This is a genomic window from Flavobacterium sharifuzzamanii (assembly GCF_003254585.1).
Taxonomy (GTDB): Bacteria; Bacteroidota; Bacteroidia; order Flavobacteriales; family Flavobacteriaceae; genus Flavobacterium; species Flavobacterium sharifuzzamanii.
In genome coordinates, this window is sequence record NZ_QJGZ01000029.1 from 50,115 (window position 1) to 73,400 (window position 23,286).

Sequence of the window (23,286 nt, forward strand, 5' to 3'; positions counted from 1 at the left end):
TCTGTTTTGAGATTTTATATTTTTATTTTTCTTCTTTGAACCAGCTAGAATACATCACGTAATTGTTTGAAATGCGCCCTATTTCGCCTGCAAAATCAGACTGATCAATGTCTTTTACTTTTTTTGCAGGAACACCAGCGTAAATACTTCCAGAAGTTACAACCGTATTTTGGGTTACTACAGCTCCAGCAGCAATTATAGCATTGCTTTCTACCACACAATTATCCATTACAATTGCTCCCATTCCGATCAAAACATTATCATGAATCGTACAGCCGTGCACAATGGCATTGTGACCAATTGATACGTTATTTCCAATAATAGTTGGGTGTTTTTGATATGTGCAATGAATTACAGCGCCATCTTGAATGTTTACTTTGTTTCCAATTTTAATAAAATGAACATCTCCTCTCACAACAGCATTAAACCAAACACTGCAAGATTCTCCAAAAGTAACATCTCCAACAATAGTAGCATTTTCGGCCACATAACAATCCTCTGGAATAAGAGGCGATTTTCCGTTTACAGATTTAATAAGCATAATAATAATTTTAGTTAACTGCAGGACAATTACAGTCGTAACGTTCTTTTCTACAGAATAAATTAACTCCTAAAGTAATTTGATGAAAGCCGCCTGTATCGAACTTAACATCTCCCATTAGCTGAGTATAAGTATAAGCAAACATAAAGTTCTTGAAATTAACTCCAACAATTGGTGTAAAGTATTGTATTTTTTGAGATGACACTCCACTTCCAGAAACATATTGTGCGCCATCAAAACCTCTTCTATAAGATAAAGCCGCCCATAGACTTCCAAAATCCATGCTTTTGTAGGCTTTCATATTCAAATCAAGTGTTTTTGCTTTTGTCTGATCAAACAGCTGAAAAAGAATAGAAGGCTCCCAAGTCCAACTGCTGTTTTTTCCAAACACATAACCAGCACTAAATAAAAACTTTCTAAGATTATCACTTTCGTAATCTGTATATAGTTCTCTTCTAGTTTCTAACAATCCTTGAACTGTTGCATGCGCATAGAAATCCAAATAATTATACGAAGCTCCAATATCAAGATTAAAATAAGAATCTTTCTGAATCGATCCAAATACAATTGGATCAAAAGTTCCTCCAAATTTTGTTTCGTCCAGTTGGCTTTGTATTAAACCACCACTAATACCAAAAGACAACTGATTTAAATCTAGTTCATCTCTCGAAAACATAATATGGTGTGCATATGTTAGTTTCACACCTTTTTGAGAATGATATCCGTTTTTATCATTAAAAAGAATTATACCAGCTCCAGAACGTTCCCCAATTCTTCCGTTAAAACTTAAAGTCTGTAGTGATGGAGCTTCTTCTTCCCCAAACCATTGTTTCCTAGCTGTTAATCGTACTTTGGCACAGTTTGCAGCACCAGCCATTGAAGGGTGAATAAGGTAATAATTATCAGACAAATAATCAGAATAAACAGGTATTCCCTCCTGAGAATAAGAGTAAAAAGCAGTAATGAGAAAAATTAATAAAACCTTGATTTTTAATTTCATAAAGACAATATTGTTTCAATATAATTTTTACTCTTGCAATTTAACACGATTTATTTGAAAAGAGTCTTAATTATTTCATTAAAAAATCAAATATAGCCATTAGTAGAAAATAACTTTAGTAAATTTGCGAAAAATATATTACCATGACTAAAATCACTATAAAAGAGACTCAAAATCCAACTATTTTAAAGTTTGAGTTTGAGGATTTCATTACTCAGAATCAAAACTTTGAGTTCAAAAATATCGATGAAGCAGAAGCTTCTCCGCTAGCACAGCAATTATTCTATCTGCCATTTGTTAAAACAGTTTATATTTCTGGAAATTTTATCGCTATCGAAAGATATAGCATCGTCGATTGGGATGATGTAAAAGATGCTGTAGCGGAACAAATCAGTGCTTTTGTTGACAAAGGTGGCGTTATCATTAAAATCGATGAAACAAAACCAAAAAAACAGCCTATTACGGTATACGGAGAAACAACTCCAAACCCTTCTGCATTGAAATTTGTTGTAAGCAGAATGCTTACTCGCAATGCGGTAGAATATAAAAATATTGATCAGACTGCTTCTTCTCCATTAGCTCAGGAATTATTCAAATTCCCTTATGTGAAAGAAATTTTTATTGATGAAAATTATATTTCAGTAACAAAATATGAAATCAATAACTGGGATGAAATTACTTTGGAATTAAGAACTTTCATTAAACAATTTATAGAAAACGGAGGAACTGTTTTAGATGAAAGTTTAATTGAAACTAAAGCTAAAACTGAAGCAACAAAAGATGAAGCTTTTGACAAATTGGATGTTACATCACAGCAAATCATTAACATCTTAGAAGAATACGTAAAACCAGCTGTAGCTGCAGATGGTGGAAATATTGCTTTTGAATCTTATAACGAGGATGATAAAACGGTAAAAGTATTATTGCAAGGTGCTTGCAGCGGTTGCCCTTCTTCTACATTTACTTTAAAAAGCGGTATCGAGAATATGCTGAAAAGCATGTTAAATGATGAAGCTATTAAAGTAGAAGCTGTAAATGCTTAATCTCATAAAAACATTATGTTCAAAGCGTCTCAATGAGACGCTTTTTTTGTATTTTTCAAGAACATTTTGGGTTCTTCCTATTTAAAAAAGAGCGGCTCTATATTATTTTCATCATGCTGTATTATTAGATTAACAAAATCTACAACGTGTCTTTGATGATCAAGATAAAATGTACTATTAGCAATTTCCTGAATATCTTTCATTGGTAAAGTCGTTACTGTCAAATAATTTCTTAAGGTGTGTTGCTCTCTATAATTCTTAAATTGTATTATTTCATTTTCACCAATTGTAAGTTTTAAATTTTTATTGTTTGACATAAAGTTACCAAAAGAATCTGCATACGTTACCAATATTTCATCTCCAAACTTTACAGTTCGATTAAATATAATTTTTGCTTCTGTTCGCATATTTATAACTATATAACACTCATATTTTCTTTCAAAAGGTAATATAATCTGAATGTCGTCTAGTATTTTTTCATAATACATAATATTTGTTTTATTTTATCCATGGTGTATTTCTCTTTTATTGCCTGATAAATAAATCTTTACTTATATGATTCCTGAAATTCCCGATTGCTTCTATACACTCTTTTATTAACCGTTTCTAAAAGTTCTTTATTTAACAATACCTCAAAACTTCTATTGTCGTCATTTATTTTTATTTGCATTTCATTATCCTTACTTCCCTCTCTTTTAAACTGTTCATTAGTTTTTTGCCAATCAAAAAACACTCTGCCTTCAAATTTTTCTCCTTTGCCTGTTTCCCAAAAAAAAGTTATGCTGCTCGGAATAGCCCTTTCTCTCTTGGCTGGATTTAATGATATTGGCCTGACTGCAATTTCAGATTCTCCATTGTAATAGGCTGTCATTACATCAAAAAGCTTGAAATTTGGATTTTCAGAAGTTATAGAAGGACGCCAGACATATCTGTTGCGATAGTTGTCCCATTTTTCTGGACTGGCATTTGGATTCAAATATTTTTCATGCACTTCTTTTCGATTCATTGACCAAGATGCAAATAGTTTTTTTCCCAAAGGCGCATCGTCTTTGACTGCCTCAGCCTGATAGCGTCCTAATTCTTTTTTGGTGGCACCATACCGCACCCAAACAACGACCATTCCTTTTGGGGCAAAGCCAAAAACCAGATCGCTAAACGCCGTATAGGCATTTTGATAAGGTTTTCTTTCATACGCATATTCCTTTACGTCGCTGTTATATTCCAAATCTTCATAATTGCAGTAGAATCTTTTGGTTAGATCCTGCATAGTCTCTACAGGAAAATCTGTTTTTAGGCGGTAAAAAGTATCTTCATAGTCTGCATAATAGGTAACATCTACTCCTATAGGCGTACCATACTGCTCTGTCCAAGACGCATGCGAGGCACCCCATTCTCCAGAGGAGCCTCCATACGGGAATGTGGCAGACCAGCCTTTCTCGAGCGTTTTTATTTTATCTTCAACTAGCTCTATTCTGTATTTACTTTCTGGGTGGCACATTTCTACATGAAATTGCGGCAATTCTTTTTTCATCTGACAGCTGATTAATTGGGTGAAAACAAAAGCGGCTAAACTGTAGTGTAATACCCTTTGCTTTATTTTATCCATGGTGTATTTCTCTTTTTCTATATTTTTGTTCTAAGGCACCTTCTTTAGATGGCGCTTGGCTTTCGCGCATTTCGAGCCCAAATTTGTTTGCTTTTACAGACCAGTGCAGGTATTCGTTGCGCAAGGTTTTTAAATCTTTTTCGCTTATATAATCCAAATATGATATCTGCCTTAATTCTTTCAGGTAACTTGCCGAATCATTCGATTTTTCTCTAATATAGCGGTTCCTTACTTCGCTACAGGCATACATATACCCCATGAGCTGGTTGTAGACTTCCTGCAAAAAAGATTCTTTTATTTCGTGCTGTTTGTCAATTATGTCACCGTCATATTTCACTCCAAAATAATCCGAGAAAAAGAACATCTTTTTAAGTGGTATTTTATCGTAACAATTTCGTAAACGTTTTCTCGTGCCTACAACGGTGTAAAAAGTTTCGGAGTCATCAACACTACCTTTTTCTTCTGTACCCAGATCTGAATCACGCAGTACGCCTGCGGTAATCTGACTTGGCTTATACCAGCCTTCATCGATTACTATTTGTCTGAATTTTTCAATTTCAGTATCCGTACTATGAATTACCCGATTGTATACGGATTCTCTTTTGTAAAATAAAACAGATGTTTCGTCTTCAAAATCATTGTAAGCCCCGCCAATATCACAATGCACACCAGGCAGTGTGTATTCTAGCCCATTTAGACCTGCGCTGGTAATATCAGTAAGGTCAAAATTTTCGCGATATTCATCATCTGCCGAAAGCTGCAAAACAAAATGGGAGTTTTTTATGGCGTCTAGATTTAAATCGCTTACGTCATTGCCATGATAAATTCCGTAAGAACCCCGATAGCGCGGATTTGCAATCCGTGCCCGCAAAGATTGGTTTGTAATTTGTTTTAGTGATCCTTATTGTGTCAAACTGTTGGAGGCACGGATAAAACTTATTACATTTGATTTAGATTTTACCAATTGATTTTTATTTTTTTTGGTTTATAAATTTCCTCTTCCTTTTTTCTAGTTGTAATAAGTATAGTATCTCCTACTTTTTCGAGATCGCTTAAAAACAAAGGATTCTCTTTTCTAAATTCTTTATAAGAAACTAATTTTATTGTATCTCCTAATTTAAAATGTTCAATTGAATTACTTATATTGTACTTTTTTAACAATTCTATAGCATAATTCTTCGATATTAAATGATTCCTTTCTCTAATAATTATAGTAAACGGTTTGTTCATTGTCAGATATTCTTTAAAATCAAATATTGGTTTATTCTCTAGTTTATCATAAATTACGACATCACTTGGGGTTGATAAATAATGGTTATCAATAATATTATCAATAGATAAGTATTTGATATCAGAAGAAATATTCAATTTGAATTCTAATGGAACATTTAAACAAACACTATCCAATTTTTTATTATTTGGTGCTCGAGTAATAGTTACTATTTCATCAGAAATAATATGCTCTACAGATACGTTTTCATGAGATCTACATGAAGTTAAAATCAAGAAACCTAACATATACATATATAAATTCATAAGCTATAATTTAAAAATTTGCAAAAATAGAATCAATAAACACAATGTCTTTGTCTAGATCTTCCTTATATTGAGTATAATGAAACAAAACATAAGGTAAATTTTCTTGATATTGATTTTTTATCAGTTGTTTTTCTTCCAGTTCTTCTAATGTTTTAAATTCTCCTTTTAATAACTTTTCTAATATTTCTTGCCCAATTTTTGTAATGCCATATCGATATCTTTTTTCTTGTGCTCCAGAACTATGCAAAAAATCATCAACCCCTTTAAGCCCTTTATCTTTTGCTTTTTCAGCTAATTCAAATACAACATTATCCCATACTTCTATAATCGGGTTACTAATGCTAGGCATAACCACTGCCACAAGAAAATCCAGCGGCGCAAAACCTGTCGGAATTATTTTTGGGTTTTCATCCATTGCAAGACTTATTACATCTGAGGCAAAATCGAATATTCCTAACAATTCTTTAGAAGCTTTTGCTATGGTATTAAATGAGCCAACTTCTTTAAAATAATCTAATTGGCTTATTCCTTTTGTCGTTACTAGTTTTCCATCTTTTCTATAGCCAAAATTTCCAGCTTTTGTAATTTCATAAAGTTCTCCGCTATTGTCGTAAATAGGTTTAGTATAAATTTTACGGCTGAATTCTGTTTTTCCCATATTACTTGCTAAATACCCTCTCTTTAATTGTCTTACAGCGATCGTGTGGCGTATGTTGTCGCTGTATTTCATCATTGCTTCGCGAACATCTCCATACATTTCACCTTTTATATTGTCAGCAATAGTATTTAACTGATTTTCTAGCTCCTCAGAAGGTGCTTGTTTAAGCCCAATACCTTTAGAAAAAACAACAATATCTCCATCAGAAGTTCTGATTTCAGGAAAATTATATCCTTCATAGGCAGGTTTTATAAACAAAGTTGTTTTAGAACGATATACACCTAGTATATTGTCATTAGATTTCCAGTAAGTATTATGATATTTCCAAGTCCAGTAAAATTCAAGACGGCTGTTGATGCTTCCTTTTTCATCTTTTTTAATTTCAATATGCCATTTTGGATCTAGGTATAGTTCTATTGTTATTCTGTGTTGTCCGTTTACTTCTCTTACCATAGCGGTTTTGTAAACCATTTTTCCATCAAATTTTGGATTATCAAAGATGGTAAGACCTTTAAATGGAGTGTTTTTATCCCAAAGCTGAAATGTTATGCTTGTTCCAACAGGGATGTTGTCGCTTACATTCAATTGAAAATAAACTGTTTCTTCCAAATAGGCTTTTAGACAATTGGCATCTTGTTCAGGAATATTTCTTATTCCTTCATAATCAGGACTCCACCAACCAGAGAAGGCTTTTTCGGGTTCTTCTCTAATTGGTCTCGGTTCAGGTTCTCCATAAGTATATTCGGGCGCATAATAATCGATACGCCCATTGGAGTTTATTTCTATTTCGTTGGCAAAAATTCTTGTAGTTCCCCTTACATTATAAGTGGCATTACCACCGACACGTCTAGTCTTAGTCATAATTTTTAGTTACTAATTCTGTCAATTAATTTTGTCTCGTATCTTCAGCACTATTATTTTTTATAGTTTTATTGGAATGAAACTCATGTCCATTTTCACTATTTGAAGTATCTTTTCCAGCAACAATATAATTTTTGTCCTTTTTGACATCTGAATTTAAGTCACCTTCTATATTTTCATCATGATTACCGCCAACATAAAACATACTATTACCTGTAATATTTGTATTTAGCATTCCTCCAACCGTTGTAGATTTATCAATTCCCGCAGTCTCAGCAATATTCATTCCCGCAGTAGTCGTAATACTCTCAGAAGCATTTATAATTAAGTTTTTGCAATTAAGCGTTAATGTCTCTGGTGCAGTAATCGTTGTGCTTTTGGTTTCCTCGTTCATATGCAGTTCATTCCCGCTTGGGTCAGAGAGTATAATGCAGACTTTTTCGATAAACTTGAAAAGCATTCCAAAAGGGAGTTTCCAGCCCTTTATTCGGTTTTCTGAGTCAAAGAAATCAGGCATTTCTTTTCCGTTGTAATAGGCTCCTGACGCATAAGGGCAGTCGGCATTGCCTCCTTCGAAGCTTATCAGCACTTCTTCTCCGATTTCAGGCCTGAAGTAAAGCCCTTTTCCTGAGCCTGCATAATGCTGTACCACACGCATCCAGTCGCTTTTAGAGTTATAGGCGTCCCAATAATACTGCACTTTTACGCGTCCCATTTTTTTGGGATCATTATTATCTATTACTGAAGCAGACTGGCTGTCGGTTGCTACAAAAGCATTTACGTCTGTATAATGCGGAGCTGCAGCATCGGCAGGAATTGCCCTGAACTCACAGGTGTAATTTCCGTTTACCTCAGAACGGTGTATAATTTCAATTGCCAGCAAATGGTGCTCTACAGTTTTGTTTTCTAGAATAAAAGTCTGTCCCAAACCTATAGGCAGATAGGAAATCCCGCTGTAGAATATGCTGTTGGCATCGTTTCCTGCAGTCTGCATTTTTACCATTTCTTCTATCTCTTCTTTATTTTGGGCATTATTGGTATAAGCGCCATTTTGTAATCCAGGGCGTACAATATAAGGCTGTTTAAAACCTGCAATAGAGGCAAACCGGTCTCTGCTTCCTTGTGCTGTTTTTTCTGCTCCGTATTTTATGTTAGCTGCATTGGCGTAATCGTAGCCTCCAAAAGAGGCTTTCTGCGAAACCAGATTGGCTTCAATTTTCAATTTGTGAAGAGAGGACTCATTTATAATCCGGATATCGGTGTTTTTGATTTTTCCAAACTGCATGCGCATTCCGTCAAAATAGAACCATTGGGCATAGCGTTTTGAAAGACGCTTGAGGAAATCAAAATTGGTTTCACTGTATTGTGTCTTAAATTTAAATTCTTTGATGTAAGTTGGTACGATAGCTTCGCGCTGATAAAACTCGCCAGAGTTTTCTTCTGCAAAGATTTCGAGAGCAATCTGCTGAAGATTTTTTTCAAGAAAGATTCTGGATTTTGGCATTTCGTCTAAGACAATGGTATGGCTTACGCCAAATACTTGAAGTCCGTCTGGGCTTCCATCCTTATCGAGAGATTCTAATCTTGTGATTCTTCCTTTAGACATTAGCTGAATGCCATTTACCTTAAAAGTAAAAATCACTTCATTTCCTATGTAATTGCTAAAAGCTTTTTCCTGATCCTGCGGTTCTATAATAGTCTTTCCGCTATATTGCCAAAAGAATGAAAAATGATGATGGTCTGCCATTTTTTGAGACAGCTCGAGATTATAGTAAATAACGTTTTGGGTAAAACCTTCGATAGTAATTTTTACCTGTTCAGAGAATTGTGACATGGTTTTGGTGTTTAGATGAATAGGGTTTAGTCAAGCGAAATCCATTTTTTTGAGAAGTTAGCATCGCCAAAAATGAGTTCCTTAGCTGTCAATTCCATTGATATGGACATTGGAATTTCGGTCGTACTTTTAAATTCTTCGTTGTAAGAAATGCAGTAAGCTTTTGTAAAAATTAATTCTCTCATTTTACTCATGGCATCTCTCCTAAAAAAAATAATTTTTCCGTTTTTGGTAAGACTGCCGCTTAGCATCCAAGATAAAAAATTGGTGTTTTGAGTTGATTCAATACTCAATTTTATAATGCCTCCTTTGGCATTTCCAACTGGTTTGTTTAGTGCATCGGTTTCTTTTTTAAACTTTATGTCAAAATCCAGCACATTAAATTCCTCTCCGTCAATTTGTAGTTTTGCTAAAAAGCTCATGTTTTTTATTTTTTTATTAAAATGTAAATTGTCTGCTATTCCAGATTCATAGAATTAGAATGCGCTAGACTTGCATTTTTGTTTTTGAAGATGGAGGGAAGAATTGCCTGCCGTTTAGAATATTTACAGCTTGTTGTGGTATAATTATAAATTTACAAGGAAGAAAAGGCTAAAAGAGCCTTTAGAAGACATAAAAATGACAGAATAAGACTTTTTTAAATAAAACAGTATGTAGAAAAGGAGTTCTGTTTCAAAAAGCGGTATCGAAAATATGCTGAACAATGGAGCTATAAAAGTAGAAGCGGTAAATGCTTAATTTCATAGAAAAGCAATATAAAAAGCGTCTCTTTGAGACGCTTTCTATATTATTAATCTCTAGCTTTCAATTATTTATCATAAAAAAAACGAGTAGTACTATAAAATTAATTAATATTGTATCCTTAACCAATTAATTAAAAACCATGGGATTATCTTCATTTTTTAAAAATTTGTTTGGCTCAACCAAAGAGTCTGTAACTGAATTGGCAAATAATGCCGAAGAGACTTTTGAACAAGCAAAAGAAGCTGCTGCACCTTACATCGAGAAAGCCGAAGCTTTTGCGGAAGAAACAATCGAAAAAGTAAAAGAAGTTTCAGAACCTATTATTGACCGTGCTTCAGAATATGCTGAAAAAGCAAAAGAAACTGTAAGCGAATATGCAGATAAAGCATCTGACGCGATAAACGATGTTGTTGATTCTGTTAAAGGAAAAACAGCTGCTCTAAGCTCTGAAACGTCTGAAACCATTTCGGAAACTGTTGTTGATGCAAGCGAAAAAACAGCACAAGAAGTAGAAGAAATAGCTGATGACGCTGCGGAGAAAGCATAAAGCCACTTTTAGAATAATGTAATTATTTTTATATTTGCAGTACTAATATACCTTCTCTTATGAGAAGGTTTTTTTATTTTAAATCTATGAATCTTAGCCCAGAACAAGTCAGTAAATACATCAGCCGTTTTATTGACATTTTAGTTGATTATTCACCAAAACTGATTTCCGCATTTTTAATCTTATTTGTTGGTTTGTATGCCATCAGATTGATTAATCGAATTATTAGAAAAATAATGATTCAGCGAAATCTCGATCCTACATTAACCAAATTCTTATCCGACATTTTATTATGGGCGTTGCGAATATTATTGTTTGTAACCTTTATTTCTAAATTAGGAATAGAAACTTCGTCTTTCGTTGCTATTTTAGGAGCAATGGGTCTTGCGGTTGGTTTATCATTGCAAGGATCGCTTTCTAACTTTGCGGGCGGAATGCTAATCATTGTTTTCAAGCCTTTTAAAGTTGGAGATACAATAGAAGCACAAGGTGTTGTTGCAACAGTTCTTGAAATTCAGATTTTTGTCACCAAAATGCTTACTGCAAATAATCAGACTGTATTTGTTCCAAATGGTTCTTTGTCTAATGGAAATATCATCAATTACTCAATGCAAGGAGAGAGAAGAGCCGATTTGACTTTCGCTATTTCCTATGATTCTGACATTAAAAAGGCAAAAGAAATTCTTTTAGATGTTTTAAATAAAAACCCTAAAGTATTGAAGAAACCTGCACCAGAGGTCTTTGTAAAAAACCTATCGGCTAGTTCTATTGACTTTGCTGTTCGTCCTTGGGCAAAAAACGCGAATTATGGAGCTGTATTTTCTGAAACTTTAGAGAATTGCAAAATAGCATTGGATGAGGCAGGAATTGCAATTCAACCGTACACTATTCAGAAATAATATTATTGTTTCTTTGGAGGAGCAATCATAAAATCTTTTAAATAATAAGGTTCAAAATAAGCGACATCTACAGTGTCGCTTTTTTGATACTTATCAAAACTGATTTTACTCATTGCTTGCGCTGAAGGATATTTTATGTTTTCTAAAAACACAAAGTTGTCTTTAGTCAAAATAGCTTTGCATTTATCAGCGCAATCGCCAACAAAGTAAAGCTTATCTGTATATTCTTGAAATGAGTTTTCGTCAATGATTTCGGCTTTAATAGCTCTTTCCAATGTCAAATCTGAATTAAAAATGGCGCTATAAACTTCCATTCGGCGAGCATCTAACATTGGTATAATCTTTCCGTCTGTAACTCCTGCTTGCGATGCCAAAGTTTGAAGTGTATCAACAGCAATTAATGGAATGTTTAAAGCATAACATAAACCTTTTGCTGCAGAAACACCAATTCTTAAACCTGTATATGATCCTGGGCCTTGGCTAACAGCAACAGCTTTTAAATCCTGCGCCGATATTCCTGCTTTTCCTATTACTTCTTCAATAAAGACATGAAGTTTTTCGGCATGCGAATATCCTTCATCAGCTAATTCATTGCAAACAATGGTCTGGCCATCCTTTGCAATAGATACAGAACAATTTTTAGTAGCCGTTTCGATATTGAGAATAAAAGACAAAGTATTAAATTTTAAATTATTATGGTATTATATTATTTCTTTGGAGCGTCAGCTTTTTTAAGTTTTACCTTATCTCCAGAGTTTAGCTCTTTAGAAACTGTTGTATAAGGTCCTGTAATAACAACATCGCCCGATTTTAAACCAGACATCACTTCGATATTGGTATCGTCCTGAATTCCGGTTTTAATGATTCTAATCTTAGCTTTATCTCCAACTTTTACAAAAACACATTCGAATTTTTTATCGCTTTTTGGAGCTGCCTTTTTATCTTCATTTGGATCTTCAACCGTAAAGTCTTTTACAGCCGTAGTATCCGATTTTACTACCACAGAACTAATTGGCACTGCTAAAACATTTGTTTTTGTTGTCGTAATAATATCAACTGTAGCTGTCATTCCAGGTCTAAAAGGAGAGTATGTGCTTGGTTTTCCTTCTAATAAATCTTGATACGAATCTTTCAGGATACGAACTTTAACTTTAAAATTTGTCACCTGATCTGAAGTTAATGTAGTACTTGCAGAATTCGAAATACTGGTTACAACTCCTTTAAATTTCTTTTTTAAATAAGCGTCAACTTCAACATTTGCTTCGTCTCCTATTTTAATTTTTACGATGTCATTTTCATTCACATCAACTTCAACCTCCATATTATTCAAGTTAGCAACACGCAAAAGCTCAGTTCCGGCCATTTGCTGCGTTCCTAAAACTCTTTCTCCCAATTCTACGTTTAATACAGAAATGGTTCCGTCAGCTGGAGAATAAATTGTTGTACGTCCTAAGTTATCTCGGGCTTCTGTAACAGATGCCGAAGCGCTTTGAACATTGTAATAAGCACTTTGTTTTGTTGCTTTGGCAACTTCAAAAGTAGAAATGGCCTTATCCCAATCTGATTTTGAAATTACACCTTTATCATACAATATTTTATTGCGCTCATAATTTGCTTTTGCTTCTTTAAAACTGGCGTCAGATTGAGTAAGACTTGCTTTTGTTCCAGCTAAATTTGCAACAGACCTATCTAATCCTGAAGTATATAAATCGGGATTTATTTTTACTAATAAATCACCTTTTTTTACTACCTGCCCCTCTTTTACATTGAGTGCAATAATTTCACCCGAAACCATCGAAGCGATTTTAACTTCAATTTCGGGCTGGATTTTTCCTGTTGCAGAGACTGTTTCAACAATTGTTGACGCCGTCACTTTTGCAGTTTCTACTTCTTTTCCTTCGTCCTTATTCCCTATTAATCCTGCCTTAGAAAGACCAACCAAAGCTACGATAATAACTACCGCAGCACCTAATAAAGAATAAACTGTTTTTTTCTGCATAATAAATTATTTTGTAATAATTGGAACAATTGGAATTCCGAAATAAAACTCTAATATTTTAATTTTGAACATGTAATCGTATTTTGTTCTGATGACATCAGATTGCGCATTAGTCAATAAGGTTTGAGCTTGTGTGAAATCAAATGAGTTCATTAAACCTACATCATATTTTTCTTTTGCATAATTGTAAGCCTGCTGTCTTGCCTCTAAAGTTACAGTAGACGATTCGTACGTATTTAAAGCTCCTCTTGCATCCGTAAATGCCGTATAAACGTTACGTTGCAAATCTAAACTTTTTTGCTCTAAATCTATTTTAGATTTCTCTAAACTTACTTTATTGCGCTCTACATTATTCTTAACTGAAAAACCATTAAAAATAGGAACATTTAACTGCAAACCAAAATTATGTCCTTTATTATCACTAAACTGCTGGAATATCGGATCTGGCCCTACAGTATATGGATTGCCGCTTGCATCTAATTTAACTTGATCGCTATAACTTGCTCTGGTATTAAATCCATAGAAACCAGAAAGTGTTGGCTGATACGCTCCTTTAGCAATAGAAACATTTTTCTCAGCGATTTCAAGATTTGTTTGTGCTAATTTTAACTCTGTTCTAGTTTCTTTAGCTTTATTGTAAATTTCAATTGGAGTTTGAGCTAGAATATTATTTTCATCTGCTACTTTGGTATCGTCAACTACATCAAAATCTGCAAATTCTTTTAACTGTAAAAGCTGTGCTAAACTCAATTTAGAAATTAATAAATTATTTTCAGAAACGGCTATGTTTTGTTTATCGGTTGCTACAGTAGCTTTCAAATCCAACAAATCTCCACGCGGGATAGTTCCTGCATTTACCATTTCTTCAGAACGGGTGTATCGTTTTTCATCAATTGCTAATTGCTCTTTCTTAACCTTTAAATCTTCTTTATTAGATAAAATTTGCAAAAATGCACTAGCCACATTTAAAGAAATATCTTCCTGCATTTTTAACAGCTGATAATGTGAGGCAATGATACTTAATTTTGCCTTTCTCATAGTGTTTTGGTTCTGCAGACCTTTGTAGATATCAACTCCTGCATTTAACCCAATTGAAGAATATTGTGTGGTTTGATTACGTAAAATACCTGTTGTAACATCCTGGTTCAAACCTATGTTCCAAGAGTGAGAAGCATTTCCATTTACTGATGGAAGATAATTGCCTAAGGCTCCTCTTTTATCAATTTCAGCATTTTTTACGTCTAATTCAGATAGTTTTACTGTGATATTATTTTCGAGTGCATATCTCACACACTCTTCTAATGTCCATTTCTTAGTTTGCGCCTGTCCAGTTAATCCGAAACCGAATAACAATGCTATAACCAGACTATTATATTTATTTATTTTCATATACTTTTAATGAAGGCGCAGTAAACCGAACTACGCAAATTTAACATTTTTAAAACCAAAAAGATCCTTAACCTTTCAAATTAGCTTATTTTTTTTCTTTGTCTCCTTCGTTAATTAGGCCCTGATTCCAGATTTTAATTTTATCTGTATCATTTACGCCGCTTTTAACTTGAACGTAGATTCCGTCGCTTACTCCAAGAACCAAATCTCTTCTTTCAAATTTCTGTGGAGCAGTTTCAACTTCTACATAAGGCTTTTGTGTTTTTTTGTCAAATTGAACTAAAGACTCTTTAATTGCCAAAACCTTCTCTGCTTTTTCTAAAATAATTGAAGCATTGGCACTTAAACCAGCTCTAATAAAAGTATCATCTCTGTTAACCATTTGTGCTTTGATTTCAAATTGGATTGCTCCATTTTCTGTAACTCCTTTTGGAGCAATATAATTTAAAACGGCATCAAACTTTTTATTTTCGATTGCACCAATTGTAATCTCAATTGGCATTTTTTCTTTAATTTTTCCAACCTCAGACTCATCGATTTTTCCAATAAAAATCATTCTTCCAACATCGGCAACACTTGCAATTGTAGTTCCTTCGTTGAAGTTATTACTTTCAATAACTTGGTTACCTACTTTTACCGGAACATCTAATACCATTCCGTTCACTGTAGAACGAATTAACGTGTTAGCATAATTCCCCAAAGATGAAGTTGTTCCTGTTTTAACGATATCTAAACCTTGTTTTGCAGCTAAATAGTTTTGTTTTGCTTGATTGTATGCTAACAATGCAGCATCATAGTCATTTGCAGAAATTACATCTTTTTCGAATAATGTTTTCTGTCTCTTATAGATTTTTTCCTGATTATCTAATGCTATTTTAGCTGTCTGCACTTGATTCTGAGAATTACTTACATTCGAAACGTTTGCTACAACTCTAATCTTAGCAATCATATCACCAGCTTTGATTTTTTCACCCGCTTTGATGTACACTTCTTCAATAATACCTGAGATATTTGGTTTGATTAGAACCTCTTCATCAGGCTGAATATTACCTGTCGCAATAGTATTTTTTACGATAGTCTTGATTTCTGCTTTTTCCGTTTTAAATACAATCGGCGATTCTTGGTTTTTAGCATACAAATAGTACAGCGCGCCAAAAAAAACAACTGCGATAAATATTAAAATGGTTACGGTTACTCCTTTTTTCATTTGTCTAGGGTTTAATCGATTTATTTTGATTGATAATTTATTCTGTTCTTAAAGCATCTACAGGCTTAACATTGATTGCGGTCTGTGCCGGAATAAATCCTGCAAGCAAGCCTGATCCAACCAATATAATTAAAGCCACAAATACAACTCCTAAATCTACAGTTGGATTCGCAAACATAGTATTTTGATCCGGAGGCATCGAGTCTAATGCCATATTTAAAATTGCTATAATTCCTGTAGCAACAGCAATTCCGAGCATACCCGAAATAATAGTTAAAAATATAGACTCAGTTAATATTTGACTTCTAATTGCTCCCGGTGTTGCACCTAATGCTCTTCTAATTCCGATTTCTTTTGTACGTTCTTTAACCACAATCAGCATGATATTAGAAATTCCGATTACACCCGAAATCAAAACTAATGTTCCTACGAAATAGGCAATCACTTTTAAAATATTAAATAGACTTTGCACTTTATTAAATTGCTCATACAAATCAAAATTTCCAACTGCTCTCTCATCTGTCGGATTTATAGAATGTAATGATTTTATAATCTCTAAAATTTTTGGCTTTAAATCGGTTATAGAAGTTTCATCTTTCGCCGTAAGCGCCATCCATCCTACTTTATCTCCATAATTGAAGGCCTGTTGAAAAGTTGTAAACGGAATAAAGATATTCTTTTGTTCCTGCTCTGCATTTCCTCCTTGTTGTTTGGATTTATAAACTCCAACAACCATAAAATTGATGCTGTTAATTTTGATATAAGTTCCAACAGCCTCCTCTTCTTTACCGTAAAGTTCACTGATAACACCTTTTCCAATAACACAGACTTTTCTTCTTTGTTCAATATCCTGCTGATTTACAAATCTTCCTTTAATGATATCCATCGGCTGCTGTTTAATCAGCTCTGGATAATCTCCGTAAATTGTAAATGCAGAAGTTTTGGTACCTCTTACTACGTTATTTGTTCCGTTAAAATCACCTAACTGATTTCTTGGTGAAACATATAATAAATCTGGAAGCGCTGCTTTTAAAGCCGTCACATCACTATTTCTAAAATCATAACGTCTTGTCTTTGGCAAACCTTTATACGCCTTAGAAGTAGTTTGACTCCACATAAACATGGTATTGGTTGCAATTCCATCAAAACCTTTTTTGATGCCATTTTCCAAACCATTACCCGCAGCAAGTAAAATTACCAAGATAAAAATACCCCAAAAAACACCAAAAGCTGTCAGGATAGTCCTGAAAGGATTGGCGGTTAAGGCCTGTAAAATCTCGTCCCAATTATCTTTTTTAAACATAATTATTCGTCTCTAAGTGCTACAATAGGTTTAATTTTGGCTGCTCTGTAGGCTGGAAAAAATCCTGCCATTGCTCCTGCAAAAACAAGTAATACCAAAGTAGTTAAAGCTACACTAAAATCTACTTCAGGATTTCTGAAATACTCGCTCTGAACCATCGGACCAACAAATTCCAATAGCGCAAGACTGGCTAACAATCCCACAAAACCTGCAATGGTCGTAATAAAAATTGATTCATGGAGAATCATGGTGATAATAGAAAAAGGTGAAGCTCCAAGTGCTTTTCTAATTCCGATTTCTTTTGTACGTTCTTTTACAATAATAAGCATGATATTACTTACTCCAACTACACCAGCGATAATCGTACATATACCCACCCACCAGAAAAAGAGTCTGATATATAAGTTTAGGTCGTAAAATTGTTTAGCATCTTTAACCGAGTTATAAACTCCGACACCGCCATCATCTTCAGGAGCCACAACATTTTTACTCTTTAATAAGTCTTTTAAATCTTGGGTAAATTTTTCTGACTGAGCCAATGCTTCGTCATAATCTTGCGTCTTTTTTAATGTAAAAAACAAGTTGCTGATTTTATCACCTCCGCCAAACGTTTTCTGAACTGTAGTCAAAGGCAAATAAGCACGAGTTTCTTCTCTTTCTCCTCCTGGATCTGTAAAAACACCGACCACCTTAAAGTTGATATTGTTAATCAGAATCTCTTCTCCTATTGCCTCTTTATCTTTAAGCATATCAGTTTTTAGTTTCATTCCGATAACAGCAACTTTGGCGTTACTTTCTAAATCCTTAGCATTGATATAACGCCCCTGAACTATGGTTAAATTTTCAATTCCGCCATAATCTGGATTTACTCCTCTAAACTGATAACTCCCTGATTCTTTACCATAAGCAAAAGACTGTCCCCAATAATTATTTGTTGAAGCTCTTAGATCTAACTTGTCTTCAAATTTCTGCACCGATTGATTGTAATCGCTATTGCGAAATTGAATCTGTCTACCTGGATTTAGCCCTTTGTATTCTTTGGTAGTTGTTCCAGACCAAACTTCTATAATTCCAGCGGCATCGCGTTCGAACTGTTTTTCAATTCCGTTCTGAAGACCTTTACCTGCACCAAGCAAGATTACCAAAATAAAGATTCCAGAAGCCACAGAAACTCCTGTTAAGAATGTTCTTAAACGGTTTTTAGAAATGGCTTCAAATATTTCCTGCCAGCGTTCAATATTAAACATAAGACGAAGCTCTAACTTGTTCTACTTTTTTATCATCGATAATTAATCCATCTTTCAGGACTACATTTCTTTTGCACATTGCAGCAATATCAGGCTCATGCGTAACAATTAAAATTGTTTTTCCTTCATCATTAATTCCTTGAATAAGCTCCATAACTTCATAAGAAGTCTTAGTATCCAATGCTCCCGTCGGTTCATCGGCTAGCAAAACCTTCGGATTTGACGCCAATGCTCTCGCTATAGCCACACGCTGTTTCTGACCTCCTGAAAGTTCATTTGGCAAGTGGTGAACGTGAGAGCCCAAACCTACTTTCTCTAAATATTTCATTGCAATATCATAACGCTCTTTTCTTTTAACTCCCTGATAATATAATGGCATTGCGACATTATCAAGTGCCGTTTTATAATTAATCAAATTAAAAGACTGGAAAACGAATCCTAAGAACTTATTGCGATATTTTGAAGCAAGGGTTTCATTCAATTTTTTGATTGGCGTTTTATCTAAAATATAACTTCCAGAATCAGCTTCATCCAGAATTCCCAAGATGTTAAGAAGTGTTGATTTACCTGAACCAGATGACCCCATGATCGCAACCAATTCTCCTTCTTCTATATTAAAGTTTATACCTTTTAATACATGCAATTCAGAACTTCCCATCTTATAGGATTTATGTAAATCTTTAATTTCAATCATGGTATTGTTAAATTTTTTAGACAATAATAACGTTTTTATTAAGTAATTTATGATAATAAAAAGTTAATAGTTTTGTTACCTATTCTGTATAAGACTGCATTCTTTAGTTATTGTTACACTTTTTCAATAAAATATGATTGTTTTCGTAATTTTACCTCGTAATAAAAATCATCTTAAATGAAGCTTAGTTCTATTATTTCAATGTTTACAGCACTTGCGGTGCTATCGAGCTGTTCGTCGGCTCAAAAATTAGAAACATTAAAGCCTGAACCAGACGATGCAAGTCCGTTAATTTATGACAGCAACCCTTCTTTTATAAACCTTCCCATTACCATCAAATTAAGCGATATTGAAAATCAGACTAATTCTCTTCTTAACGGATTAATTTACGAAGACAATAATATCGAAGACGATGATATTGAAATGAAAATCTGGAAACAGGCTCCAATCAAAATTCAAAATGATCCGTCAAATCTTGATAAAAGAATTCGAACAATTTTACCGCTTAAAGCGAATATCAAATACAGAATTGGAACAAAAAAACTTGGGGTTGAATTATACGATGTTAGAGAATTTAATCTAAACGGAGTTATAACGCTTTCTAGTGAAACTGCTCTGACAAATTGGAAACTCACAACAAAAACAGAATTCAAGTCTCTTGATTGGAATGAGAGTCCAACTATGTCAATATTTGGCAAAAACATGCCAATTACTTATTTAATAAATCCTGCTATCTCTATTTTTAAAAGCAAATTGGAAAAGAAAATAGATGAAGCAATTGAAAAATCAATGGATTTTAAACCGAATGTACTTCAAGCTGTAGAAAAAATCTGCACTCCTTTTCAAATGAGTGACACTTATGAAAGCTGGCTTAGAATTGTTCCAGTTGAAATCTACTCTACAAATGCCAAACTTAAAAACGATTCGTTCTTACTTGATATGGGTATGAAATGCAACATGGAAACCATTGTTGGCAAACAGCCCGAATCAAAATACAATGCCAGTAAAATTGTTTTGAAACCAGTAGCAAAAATCCCAAATCAAATTTCTGCTAATATTGCAGCAATTTCAAGTTATGTAGATGCCTCCAAGATTATGACCAAGAATTTTGCTGGTCAGGAATTTGGTTCTGGAAGCAAAAAAGTCACAGTGAAAAATGTTTCAATCTGGCACAAAGATGGCAAAATGGTTATCGCATTAGACGTTTTAGGATCTATAGACGGAACACTTTATTTAAATGGCTTTCCATCATACAATGCACAGACAAAAGAAATTTATTTTGAAAAGCTAGATTATGTTTTAGATACCAAAAGTAAATTGATGCGCACAGCAAACTGGCTAGCGCAAGGATTCATTCTAAGAAAAATGGAAGAAAGCTGTCGATATTCAATTCAACCTAATCTCGAAGAAGGCAAAAAGAGTATGGCGTGTTATTTAAAGAACTATTCTCCAATGCCAGGTGTATTTGTAAACGGAAAAATGGAGGATATTCAGTTTGACAAAATACAGCTAACCAATCAAGCGATTATAGCCTTCATCAAAATAAACGGAACAGTCAATGTCTCAGTTAACGGACTTAAATAAAAAAAAGCAGTGTAATTACACTGCTTTTTTCTTTTTAGAATACATTCGATAAATCAAATATCCTATTATTAATACTAGTAAATATGGAATTACCATTAAGTAAACAATTCCATCATTTACTGCTTCTGCTTTTTTAGTATTAGAATCTCCCGATAATGCTGCGCGGCACATAGCACACTGAGCATTGGCTGAAATTCCAATTAAAAAAATACAAATCCCAAATACTATAACTTGGATTTTGGATTTTAAAATTTGAATATTTTTTTTAGTGTACATAATACGGAGATATCATTAAATAAACAATCACTCCCGTTACAGCAACGTACAACCAAAGAGGAAAAGTGATCTTAGCAATTTTTCTGTGTCTATCAAAACGCTTTGCAAGCGCTCTTACATACGTAATTAAAACAAGTGGAATAATTGCAATTGACAATAAAATATGTGTTATAAGAATAAAGAAATATACATAACGTAATGCTCCTTCTCCTCCATATTTTGTAGAATCTGAAGTCATATGATACGCAACATACATAACTAAAAATGCAACAGACAATGCAATAGCAGAAGTCATCAATCTTTCGTGTAATTTTTGATTTCCTTTCTTAATCGCCAAAACAGCCCAAACCAGCACAACAGCTGTAATACCGTTTGTAGTTGCATAGATTGGAGGTAAAAACGATAAAGGTTCTACATCAACACCGAAATCTTTTAATTTAACTCCGAACAGAATTGCAACAACAACAGGAATTATTATTGAAACCGCAATAATAAATTTGCTAAATTTTTTCTCTAAAGTATTATCTTCCATTTTTATTCTGCTAATAAAATTTTAATGTCTTCTTGAATATCTCTTACTCCTTTTTTATCTAGACCATCATAATAAATATTCGGATTTCCGAATTCATCTTTTCTGCATCGAATGTTTCCATCTTTATCAATTAAAGCAAACAAACCAGAATGTTCAAATCCACCGCTTACTTTGTCATTTTCTCCTGCATAAAGATTAAATCCTTTATTTGACAAATCCATAATAACGTTCCTGTCTCCAGTCAAGAAATTCCAATTAGAAGATTTTACTCCAAGCAATTTTGCATGGTCCTTTAAAACTTCTGTAGTATCATGTTTTGGATCGATTGTAATAGAAACTATTCCAAAGTTAGGATTTCCAAAAAACGTCTTTTCAATTTCCAGCATACTCATATTCATCTTTGGACAAATAGATGGACAAGTTGTAAAAAAGAATTCCAAAACATATACTTTCCCTTTATACGTTTCATTTGAAACTTTTACATTATCCTGATTTGTCAATTCGAATTTTGGCGCTGGCCCAATTGTCAAAAGTTTAGCTTCTTTTGAAGATTTTACTCCAACATTATCTAAACGATTTCCTTTTACGACGTCTCCGTTTTTAACTCGATCAACAATTTTAGGAATAGCATAAATCCCAAAAATCAGAATGATAAAAGAGATTCCAATATATGATTTGTTCTTAAACATTATAAATGATTTTAAAGTTGCTTTGTAGCGTTATGATTTTTCTTTAAAGCTGCGCGGTATTCATAAAGGATAATCTTGAAGTCATCTAGCATTTCATTGCTTAACTCAGACGGATGAAAAGTATCATATCCTTCTTTATATTCTTTCGGATCTTTTCTGCCTCTTAAATTACGTTCTTTATCAATGATATAAACATTAGAGGTTCCAAGGTTTTCATTCAGTTTTTCTTTTAAATGCAATCCATCGTAGAATTTCTGTATTTCTTCTTTTGAAGCAAAAACAAAGTTCCAGTTTTTAACATCCGTAAAAGGAGACAAAGCATCAACAATTTTTTGAGCTTCTGCTTCAGTTCCTGTTGGACACAGCACTACAAACTGAAGATCCTCAAAACCGTTATAACGTTTGTAGATTTTTTCATTTAAATTAAAATAATTACCTCTATTTTCTAGAATATTTGTACCTGCAAAACCTAGCACAGTAATCTTTTTATCAAGAGAGATTTTTTTTCCGTTTAATGAATTCCAATTCCCAAAGTCGGCTACTTTAGGTATTATTACAGGAAGTGTTGTAAAACTATTTACACCAGAAGCAAAGAATAAATACGCTACAATTGGCAATACAAAAAGTACAAAGAGAACTATATTTTTTTTCATTGTATTAACGGGGAATTATTGAGGTACAAAAATAAAAAAAGCTCCGCAAATCGGAGCTTCTTTTCGAATTAATATCATGTTAAAAATTCCATTTAATAGTAGAATCTTTAAAAACCCCATAAATATAATGTCCTTCTGTTAACAGAATAAACAATAAATATAAAACTAGGAAGATAACAGGAGAAACTACAGACCATCTAAGGCTGCTTTTTTCACCTTCCATGTGCATAAATGCCCATACAATATAATATGCTTTGAAAATTGTTAAGATATAGAAAATCCAGTTTAATAGATTCAATCCAACAAAATGATTAAATTCTAATACTCCAGGTTTGTAGATACCTAAAATAACTTCTACTGTAGTTACTACTGAAAGCAATCCGAAAACAAACCAGATTCTTTTTGTATTTGATACGTGCTCGTGTGACATAATAATTAAAT

The 23,286-nt window shown here is 33.5% G+C and carries 25 protein-coding genes; 4 read left to right on the forward strand and 21 right to left on the reverse strand.

Annotated features, from left to right (window positions below):
* Positions 1–22: 22 nt before the first annotated feature.
* Positions 23–541, reverse strand: a complete 519-nt coding sequence (locus DMA14_RS01055; RefSeq protein WP_111422435.1) for a gamma carbonic anhydrase family protein — start codon at positions 539–541, stop codon at positions 23–25.
* A 10-nt stretch (positions 542–551) separates the two neighbouring features.
* Positions 552–1,541 (reverse strand): PorP/SprF family type IX secretion system membrane protein, encoded by a 990-nt coding sequence (locus DMA14_RS01060; RefSeq protein ID WP_111422436.1) that lies wholly within the window; start codon positions 1,539–1,541, stop codon positions 552–554.
* Positions 1,542–1,684: 143 nt separating this feature from the next.
* Here DMA14_RS01060 and DMA14_RS01065 point away from each other — a divergent pair, with 143 nt between their 5' ends.
* Positions 1,685–2,584 (forward strand): NifU family protein, encoded by a 900-nt coding sequence (locus DMA14_RS01065; RefSeq protein ID WP_111422438.1) that lies wholly within the window; start codon positions 1,685–1,687, stop codon positions 2,582–2,584.
* 77 nt (positions 2,585–2,661) lie between these two features.
* On the opposite strand, the gene DMA14_RS01070 is transcribed toward DMA14_RS01065, so the two are convergent.
* The 7 genes from DMA14_RS01070 to tssD form a co-directional block, all read right to left on the reverse strand.
* On the reverse strand, positions 2,662–3,072 hold the full coding sequence (locus tag DMA14_RS01070; protein WP_157957637.1) for a hypothetical protein: 411 nt from the start codon (positions 3,070–3,072) through the stop codon (positions 2,662–2,664).
* A 59-nt stretch (positions 3,073–3,131) separates the two neighbouring features.
* Complete coding sequence (locus DMA14_RS01075; protein WP_111422442.1) at positions 3,132–4,190, reverse strand: DUF2931 family protein; 1,059 nt, start codon at positions 4,188–4,190, stop codon at positions 3,132–3,134.
* On the reverse strand, positions 4,183–5,061 hold the full coding sequence (locus DMA14_RS01080; protein ID WP_157957638.1) for a hypothetical protein: 879 nt from the start codon (positions 5,059–5,061) through the stop codon (positions 4,183–4,185). The genes DMA14_RS01075 and DMA14_RS01080 overlap by 8 nt, the downstream gene beginning before the upstream one ends.
* Positions 5,062–5,147: 86 nt before the next feature.
* The gene (locus DMA14_RS01085; protein WP_111422445.1) at positions 5,148–5,726 is read right to left on the reverse strand and encodes a hypothetical protein; all 579 of its coding nucleotides are present in this window, start codon (positions 5,724–5,726) and stop codon (positions 5,148–5,150) included.
* A 10-nt stretch (positions 5,727–5,736) separates the two neighbouring features.
* Positions 5,737–7,248 (reverse strand): hypothetical protein, encoded by a 1,512-nt coding sequence (locus DMA14_RS01090; RefSeq protein WP_111422447.1) that lies wholly within the window; start codon positions 7,246–7,248, stop codon positions 5,737–5,739.
* A gap of 25 nt (positions 7,249–7,273) precedes the next feature.
* Positions 7,274–9,082 carry a type VI secretion system Vgr family protein gene (locus tag DMA14_RS01095; protein WP_111422449.1) on the reverse strand — a complete coding sequence of 603 codons (1,809 nt, stop codon included), beginning with the start codon at positions 9,080–9,082 and terminating at the stop codon, positions 7,274–7,276.
* Positions 9,083–9,108: 26 nt separating this feature from the next.
* Positions 9,109–9,504 (reverse strand): type VI secretion system tube protein TssD, encoded by a 396-nt coding sequence (tssD, locus tag DMA14_RS01100; RefSeq protein ID WP_111422451.1) that lies wholly within the window; start codon positions 9,502–9,504, stop codon positions 9,109–9,111.
* Positions 9,505–9,965: 461 nt separating this feature from the next.
* Here tssD and DMA14_RS01105 point away from each other — a divergent pair, with 461 nt between their 5' ends.
* Positions 9,966–10,373, forward strand: coding sequence for a YtxH domain-containing protein (locus DMA14_RS01105; RefSeq protein WP_111422452.1), 408 nt, complete (start codon positions 9,966–9,968; stop codon positions 10,371–10,373).
* Between the two features lie 86 nt (positions 10,374–10,459).
* Positions 10,460–11,272 (forward strand): mechanosensitive ion channel family protein, encoded by an 813-nt coding sequence (locus DMA14_RS01110; RefSeq protein WP_111422500.1) that lies wholly within the window; start codon positions 10,460–10,462, stop codon positions 11,270–11,272.
* A 2-nt stretch (positions 11,273–11,274) separates the two neighbouring features.
* Here the strand turns inward: DMA14_RS01110 and tsaB are convergent, their stop codons facing one another.
* The 7 genes from tsaB to DMA14_RS01145 all read right to left on the reverse strand — a co-directional run bounded on the left by tsaB (position 11,275) and on the right by DMA14_RS01145 (position 19,111).
* Positions 11,275–11,946 (reverse strand): tRNA (adenosine(37)-N6)-threonylcarbamoyltransferase complex dimerization subunit type 1 TsaB, encoded by a 672-nt coding sequence (tsaB, locus tag DMA14_RS01115; protein ID WP_111422454.1) that lies wholly within the window; start codon positions 11,944–11,946, stop codon positions 11,275–11,277.
* A gap of 32 nt (positions 11,947–11,978) precedes the next feature.
* Entirely contained in the window at positions 11,979–13,271 is a 1,293-nt protein-coding gene (locus DMA14_RS01120; RefSeq protein ID WP_111422456.1) for an efflux RND transporter periplasmic adaptor subunit, read from the reverse strand.
* A 6-nt stretch (positions 13,272–13,277) separates the two neighbouring features.
* Entirely contained in the window at positions 13,278–14,660 is a 1,383-nt protein-coding gene (locus DMA14_RS01125; RefSeq protein WP_111422457.1) for a TolC family protein, read from the reverse strand.
* 85 nt (positions 14,661–14,745) lie between these two features.
* Entirely contained in the window at positions 14,746–15,867 is a 1,122-nt protein-coding gene (locus tag DMA14_RS01130; RefSeq protein ID WP_111422459.1) for an efflux RND transporter periplasmic adaptor subunit, read from the reverse strand.
* A 37-nt stretch (positions 15,868–15,904) separates the two neighbouring features.
* Positions 15,905–17,170, reverse strand: coding sequence for an ABC transporter permease (locus DMA14_RS01135; RefSeq protein WP_111422460.1), 1,266 nt, complete (start codon positions 17,168–17,170; stop codon positions 15,905–15,907).
* A gap of 2 nt (positions 17,171–17,172) precedes the next feature.
* A complete protein-coding gene (locus tag DMA14_RS01140; protein WP_111376647.1) occupies positions 17,173–18,417 on the reverse strand; it encodes an ABC transporter permease in 1,245 nt (414 codons plus the stop codon).
* Positions 18,410–19,111 (reverse strand): ABC transporter ATP-binding protein, encoded by a 702-nt coding sequence (locus tag DMA14_RS01145; RefSeq protein WP_111376646.1) that lies wholly within the window; start codon positions 19,109–19,111, stop codon positions 18,410–18,412. The genes DMA14_RS01140 and DMA14_RS01145 overlap by 8 nt, the downstream gene beginning before the upstream one ends.
* Positions 19,112–19,288: 177 nt before the next feature.
* Here DMA14_RS01145 and DMA14_RS01150 point away from each other — a divergent pair, with 177 nt between their 5' ends.
* A complete protein-coding gene (locus DMA14_RS01150) occupies positions 19,289–20,695 on the forward strand; it encodes a DUF4403 family protein (RefSeq protein ID WP_111422462.1) in 1,407 nt (468 codons plus the stop codon).
* A 15-nt stretch (positions 20,696–20,710) separates the two neighbouring features.
* On the opposite strand, the gene DMA14_RS01155 is transcribed toward DMA14_RS01150, so the two are convergent.
* The 5 genes from DMA14_RS01155 to DMA14_RS01175 all read right to left on the reverse strand — a co-directional run bounded on the left by DMA14_RS01155 (position 20,711) and on the right by DMA14_RS01175 (position 23,275).
* The gene (locus DMA14_RS01155) at positions 20,711–20,971 is read right to left on the reverse strand and encodes a hypothetical protein (protein WP_111422464.1); all 261 of its coding nucleotides are present in this window, start codon (positions 20,969–20,971) and stop codon (positions 20,711–20,713) included.
* Positions 20,961–21,503 carry a DUF420 domain-containing protein gene (locus DMA14_RS01160; RefSeq protein WP_111422465.1) on the reverse strand — a complete coding sequence of 181 codons (543 nt, stop codon included), beginning with the start codon at positions 21,501–21,503 and terminating at the stop codon, positions 20,961–20,963. Before DMA14_RS01160 ends, DMA14_RS01155 begins: the two co-directional genes overlap by 11 nt.
* Positions 21,504–21,505: 2 nt before the next feature.
* Positions 21,506–22,192: an SCO family protein gene (locus DMA14_RS01165; protein ID WP_111422467.1), complete on the reverse strand. Its 687-nt coding sequence runs from the start codon at positions 22,190–22,192 to the stop codon at positions 21,506–21,508.
* Between the two features lie 11 nt (positions 22,193–22,203).
* On the reverse strand, positions 22,204–22,845 hold the full coding sequence (locus DMA14_RS01170) for a hypothetical protein (protein ID WP_111422469.1): 642 nt from the start codon (positions 22,843–22,845) through the stop codon (positions 22,204–22,206).
* A 79-nt stretch (positions 22,846–22,924) separates the two neighbouring features.
* On the reverse strand, positions 22,925–23,275 hold the full coding sequence (locus tag DMA14_RS01175; protein ID WP_111364867.1) for a cytochrome C oxidase subunit IV family protein: 351 nt from the start codon (positions 23,273–23,275) through the stop codon (positions 22,925–22,927).
* Positions 23,276–23,286 lie beyond the last annotated feature (11 nt).

Bases quoted from the DNA above. Each gene is read 5' to 3' on its own strand.
- DMA14_RS01060 (WP_111422436.1), bottom strand. From the start codon at position 1,541: ATGAAATTAAAAATCAAGGTTTTATTAATTTTTCTCATTACTGCTTTT.
- DMA14_RS01135 (WP_111422460.1), bottom strand. From the start codon at position 17,170: ATGTTTAAAAAAGATAATTGGGACGAGATTTTACAGGCCTTAACCGCC.
- DMA14_RS01125 (WP_111422457.1), bottom strand. From the start codon at position 14,660: ATGAAAATAAATAAATATAATAGTCTGGTTATAGCATTGTTATTCGGT.
- DMA14_RS01095 (WP_111422449.1), bottom strand. From the start codon at position 9,082: ATGTCACAATTCTCTGAACAGGTAAAAATTACTATCGAAGGTTTTACC.
- DMA14_RS01150 (WP_111422462.1), top strand. From the start codon at position 19,289: ATGAAGCTTAGTTCTATTATTTCAATGTTTACAGCACTTGCGGTGCTA.
- DMA14_RS01065 (WP_111422438.1), top strand. From the start codon at position 1,685: ATGACTAAAATCACTATAAAAGAGACTCAAAATCCAACTATTTTAAAG.
- DMA14_RS01110 (WP_111422500.1), top strand. From the start codon at position 10,460: ATGAATCTTAGCCCAGAACAAGTCAGTAAATACATCAGCCGTTTTATT.
- DMA14_RS01075 (WP_111422442.1), bottom strand. From the start codon at position 4,190: ATGGATAAAATAAAGCAAAGGGTATTACACTACAGTTTAGCCGCTTTT.
- DMA14_RS01165 (WP_111422467.1), bottom strand. From the start codon at position 22,192: ATGTTTAAGAACAAATCATATATTGGAATCTCTTTTATCATTCTGATT.
- DMA14_RS01120 (WP_111422456.1), bottom strand. From the start codon at position 13,271: ATGCAGAAAAAAACAGTTTATTCTTTATTAGGTGCTGCGGTAGTTATT.
- DMA14_RS01090 (WP_111422447.1), bottom strand. From the start codon at position 7,248: ATGACTAAGACTAGACGTGTCGGTGGTAATGCCACTTATAATGTAAGG.
- DMA14_RS01070 (WP_157957637.1), bottom strand. From the start codon at position 3,072: ATGTATTATGAAAAAATACTAGACGACATTCAGATTATATTACCTTTT.
- DMA14_RS01175 (WP_111364867.1), bottom strand. From the start codon at position 23,275: ATGTCACACGAGCACGTATCAAATACAAAAAGAATCTGGTTTGTTTTC.
- DMA14_RS01130 (WP_111422459.1), bottom strand. From the start codon at position 15,867: ATGAAAAAAGGAGTAACCGTAACCATTTTAATATTTATCGCAGTTGTT.
- DMA14_RS01170 (WP_111422469.1), bottom strand. From the start codon at position 22,845: ATGAAAAAAAATATAGTTCTCTTTGTACTTTTTGTATTGCCAATTGTA.
- DMA14_RS01145 (WP_111376646.1), bottom strand. From the start codon at position 19,111: ATGATTGAAATTAAAGATTTACATAAATCCTATAAGATGGGAAGTTCT.
- tssD (WP_111422451.1), bottom strand. From the start codon at position 9,504: ATGAGCTTTTTAGCAAAACTACAAATTGACGGAGAGGAATTTAATGTG.
- DMA14_RS01140 (WP_111376647.1), bottom strand. From the start codon at position 18,417: ATGTTTAATATTGAACGCTGGCAGGAAATATTTGAAGCCATTTCTAAA.
- DMA14_RS01085 (WP_111422445.1), bottom strand. From the start codon at position 5,726: ATGAATTTATATATGTATATGTTAGGTTTCTTGATTTTAACTTCATGT.
- DMA14_RS01055 (WP_111422435.1), bottom strand. From the start codon at position 541: ATGCTTATTAAATCTGTAAACGGAAAATCGCCTCTTATTCCAGAGGAT.
- DMA14_RS01155 (WP_111422464.1), bottom strand. From the start codon at position 20,971: ATGTACACTAAAAAAAATATTCAAATTTTAAAATCCAAAATCCAAGTT.
- DMA14_RS01160 (WP_111422465.1), bottom strand. From the start codon at position 21,503: ATGGAAGATAATACTTTAGAGAAAAAATTTAGCAAATTTATTATTGCG.
- DMA14_RS01105 (WP_111422452.1), top strand. From the start codon at position 9,966: ATGGGATTATCTTCATTTTTTAAAAATTTGTTTGGCTCAACCAAAGAG.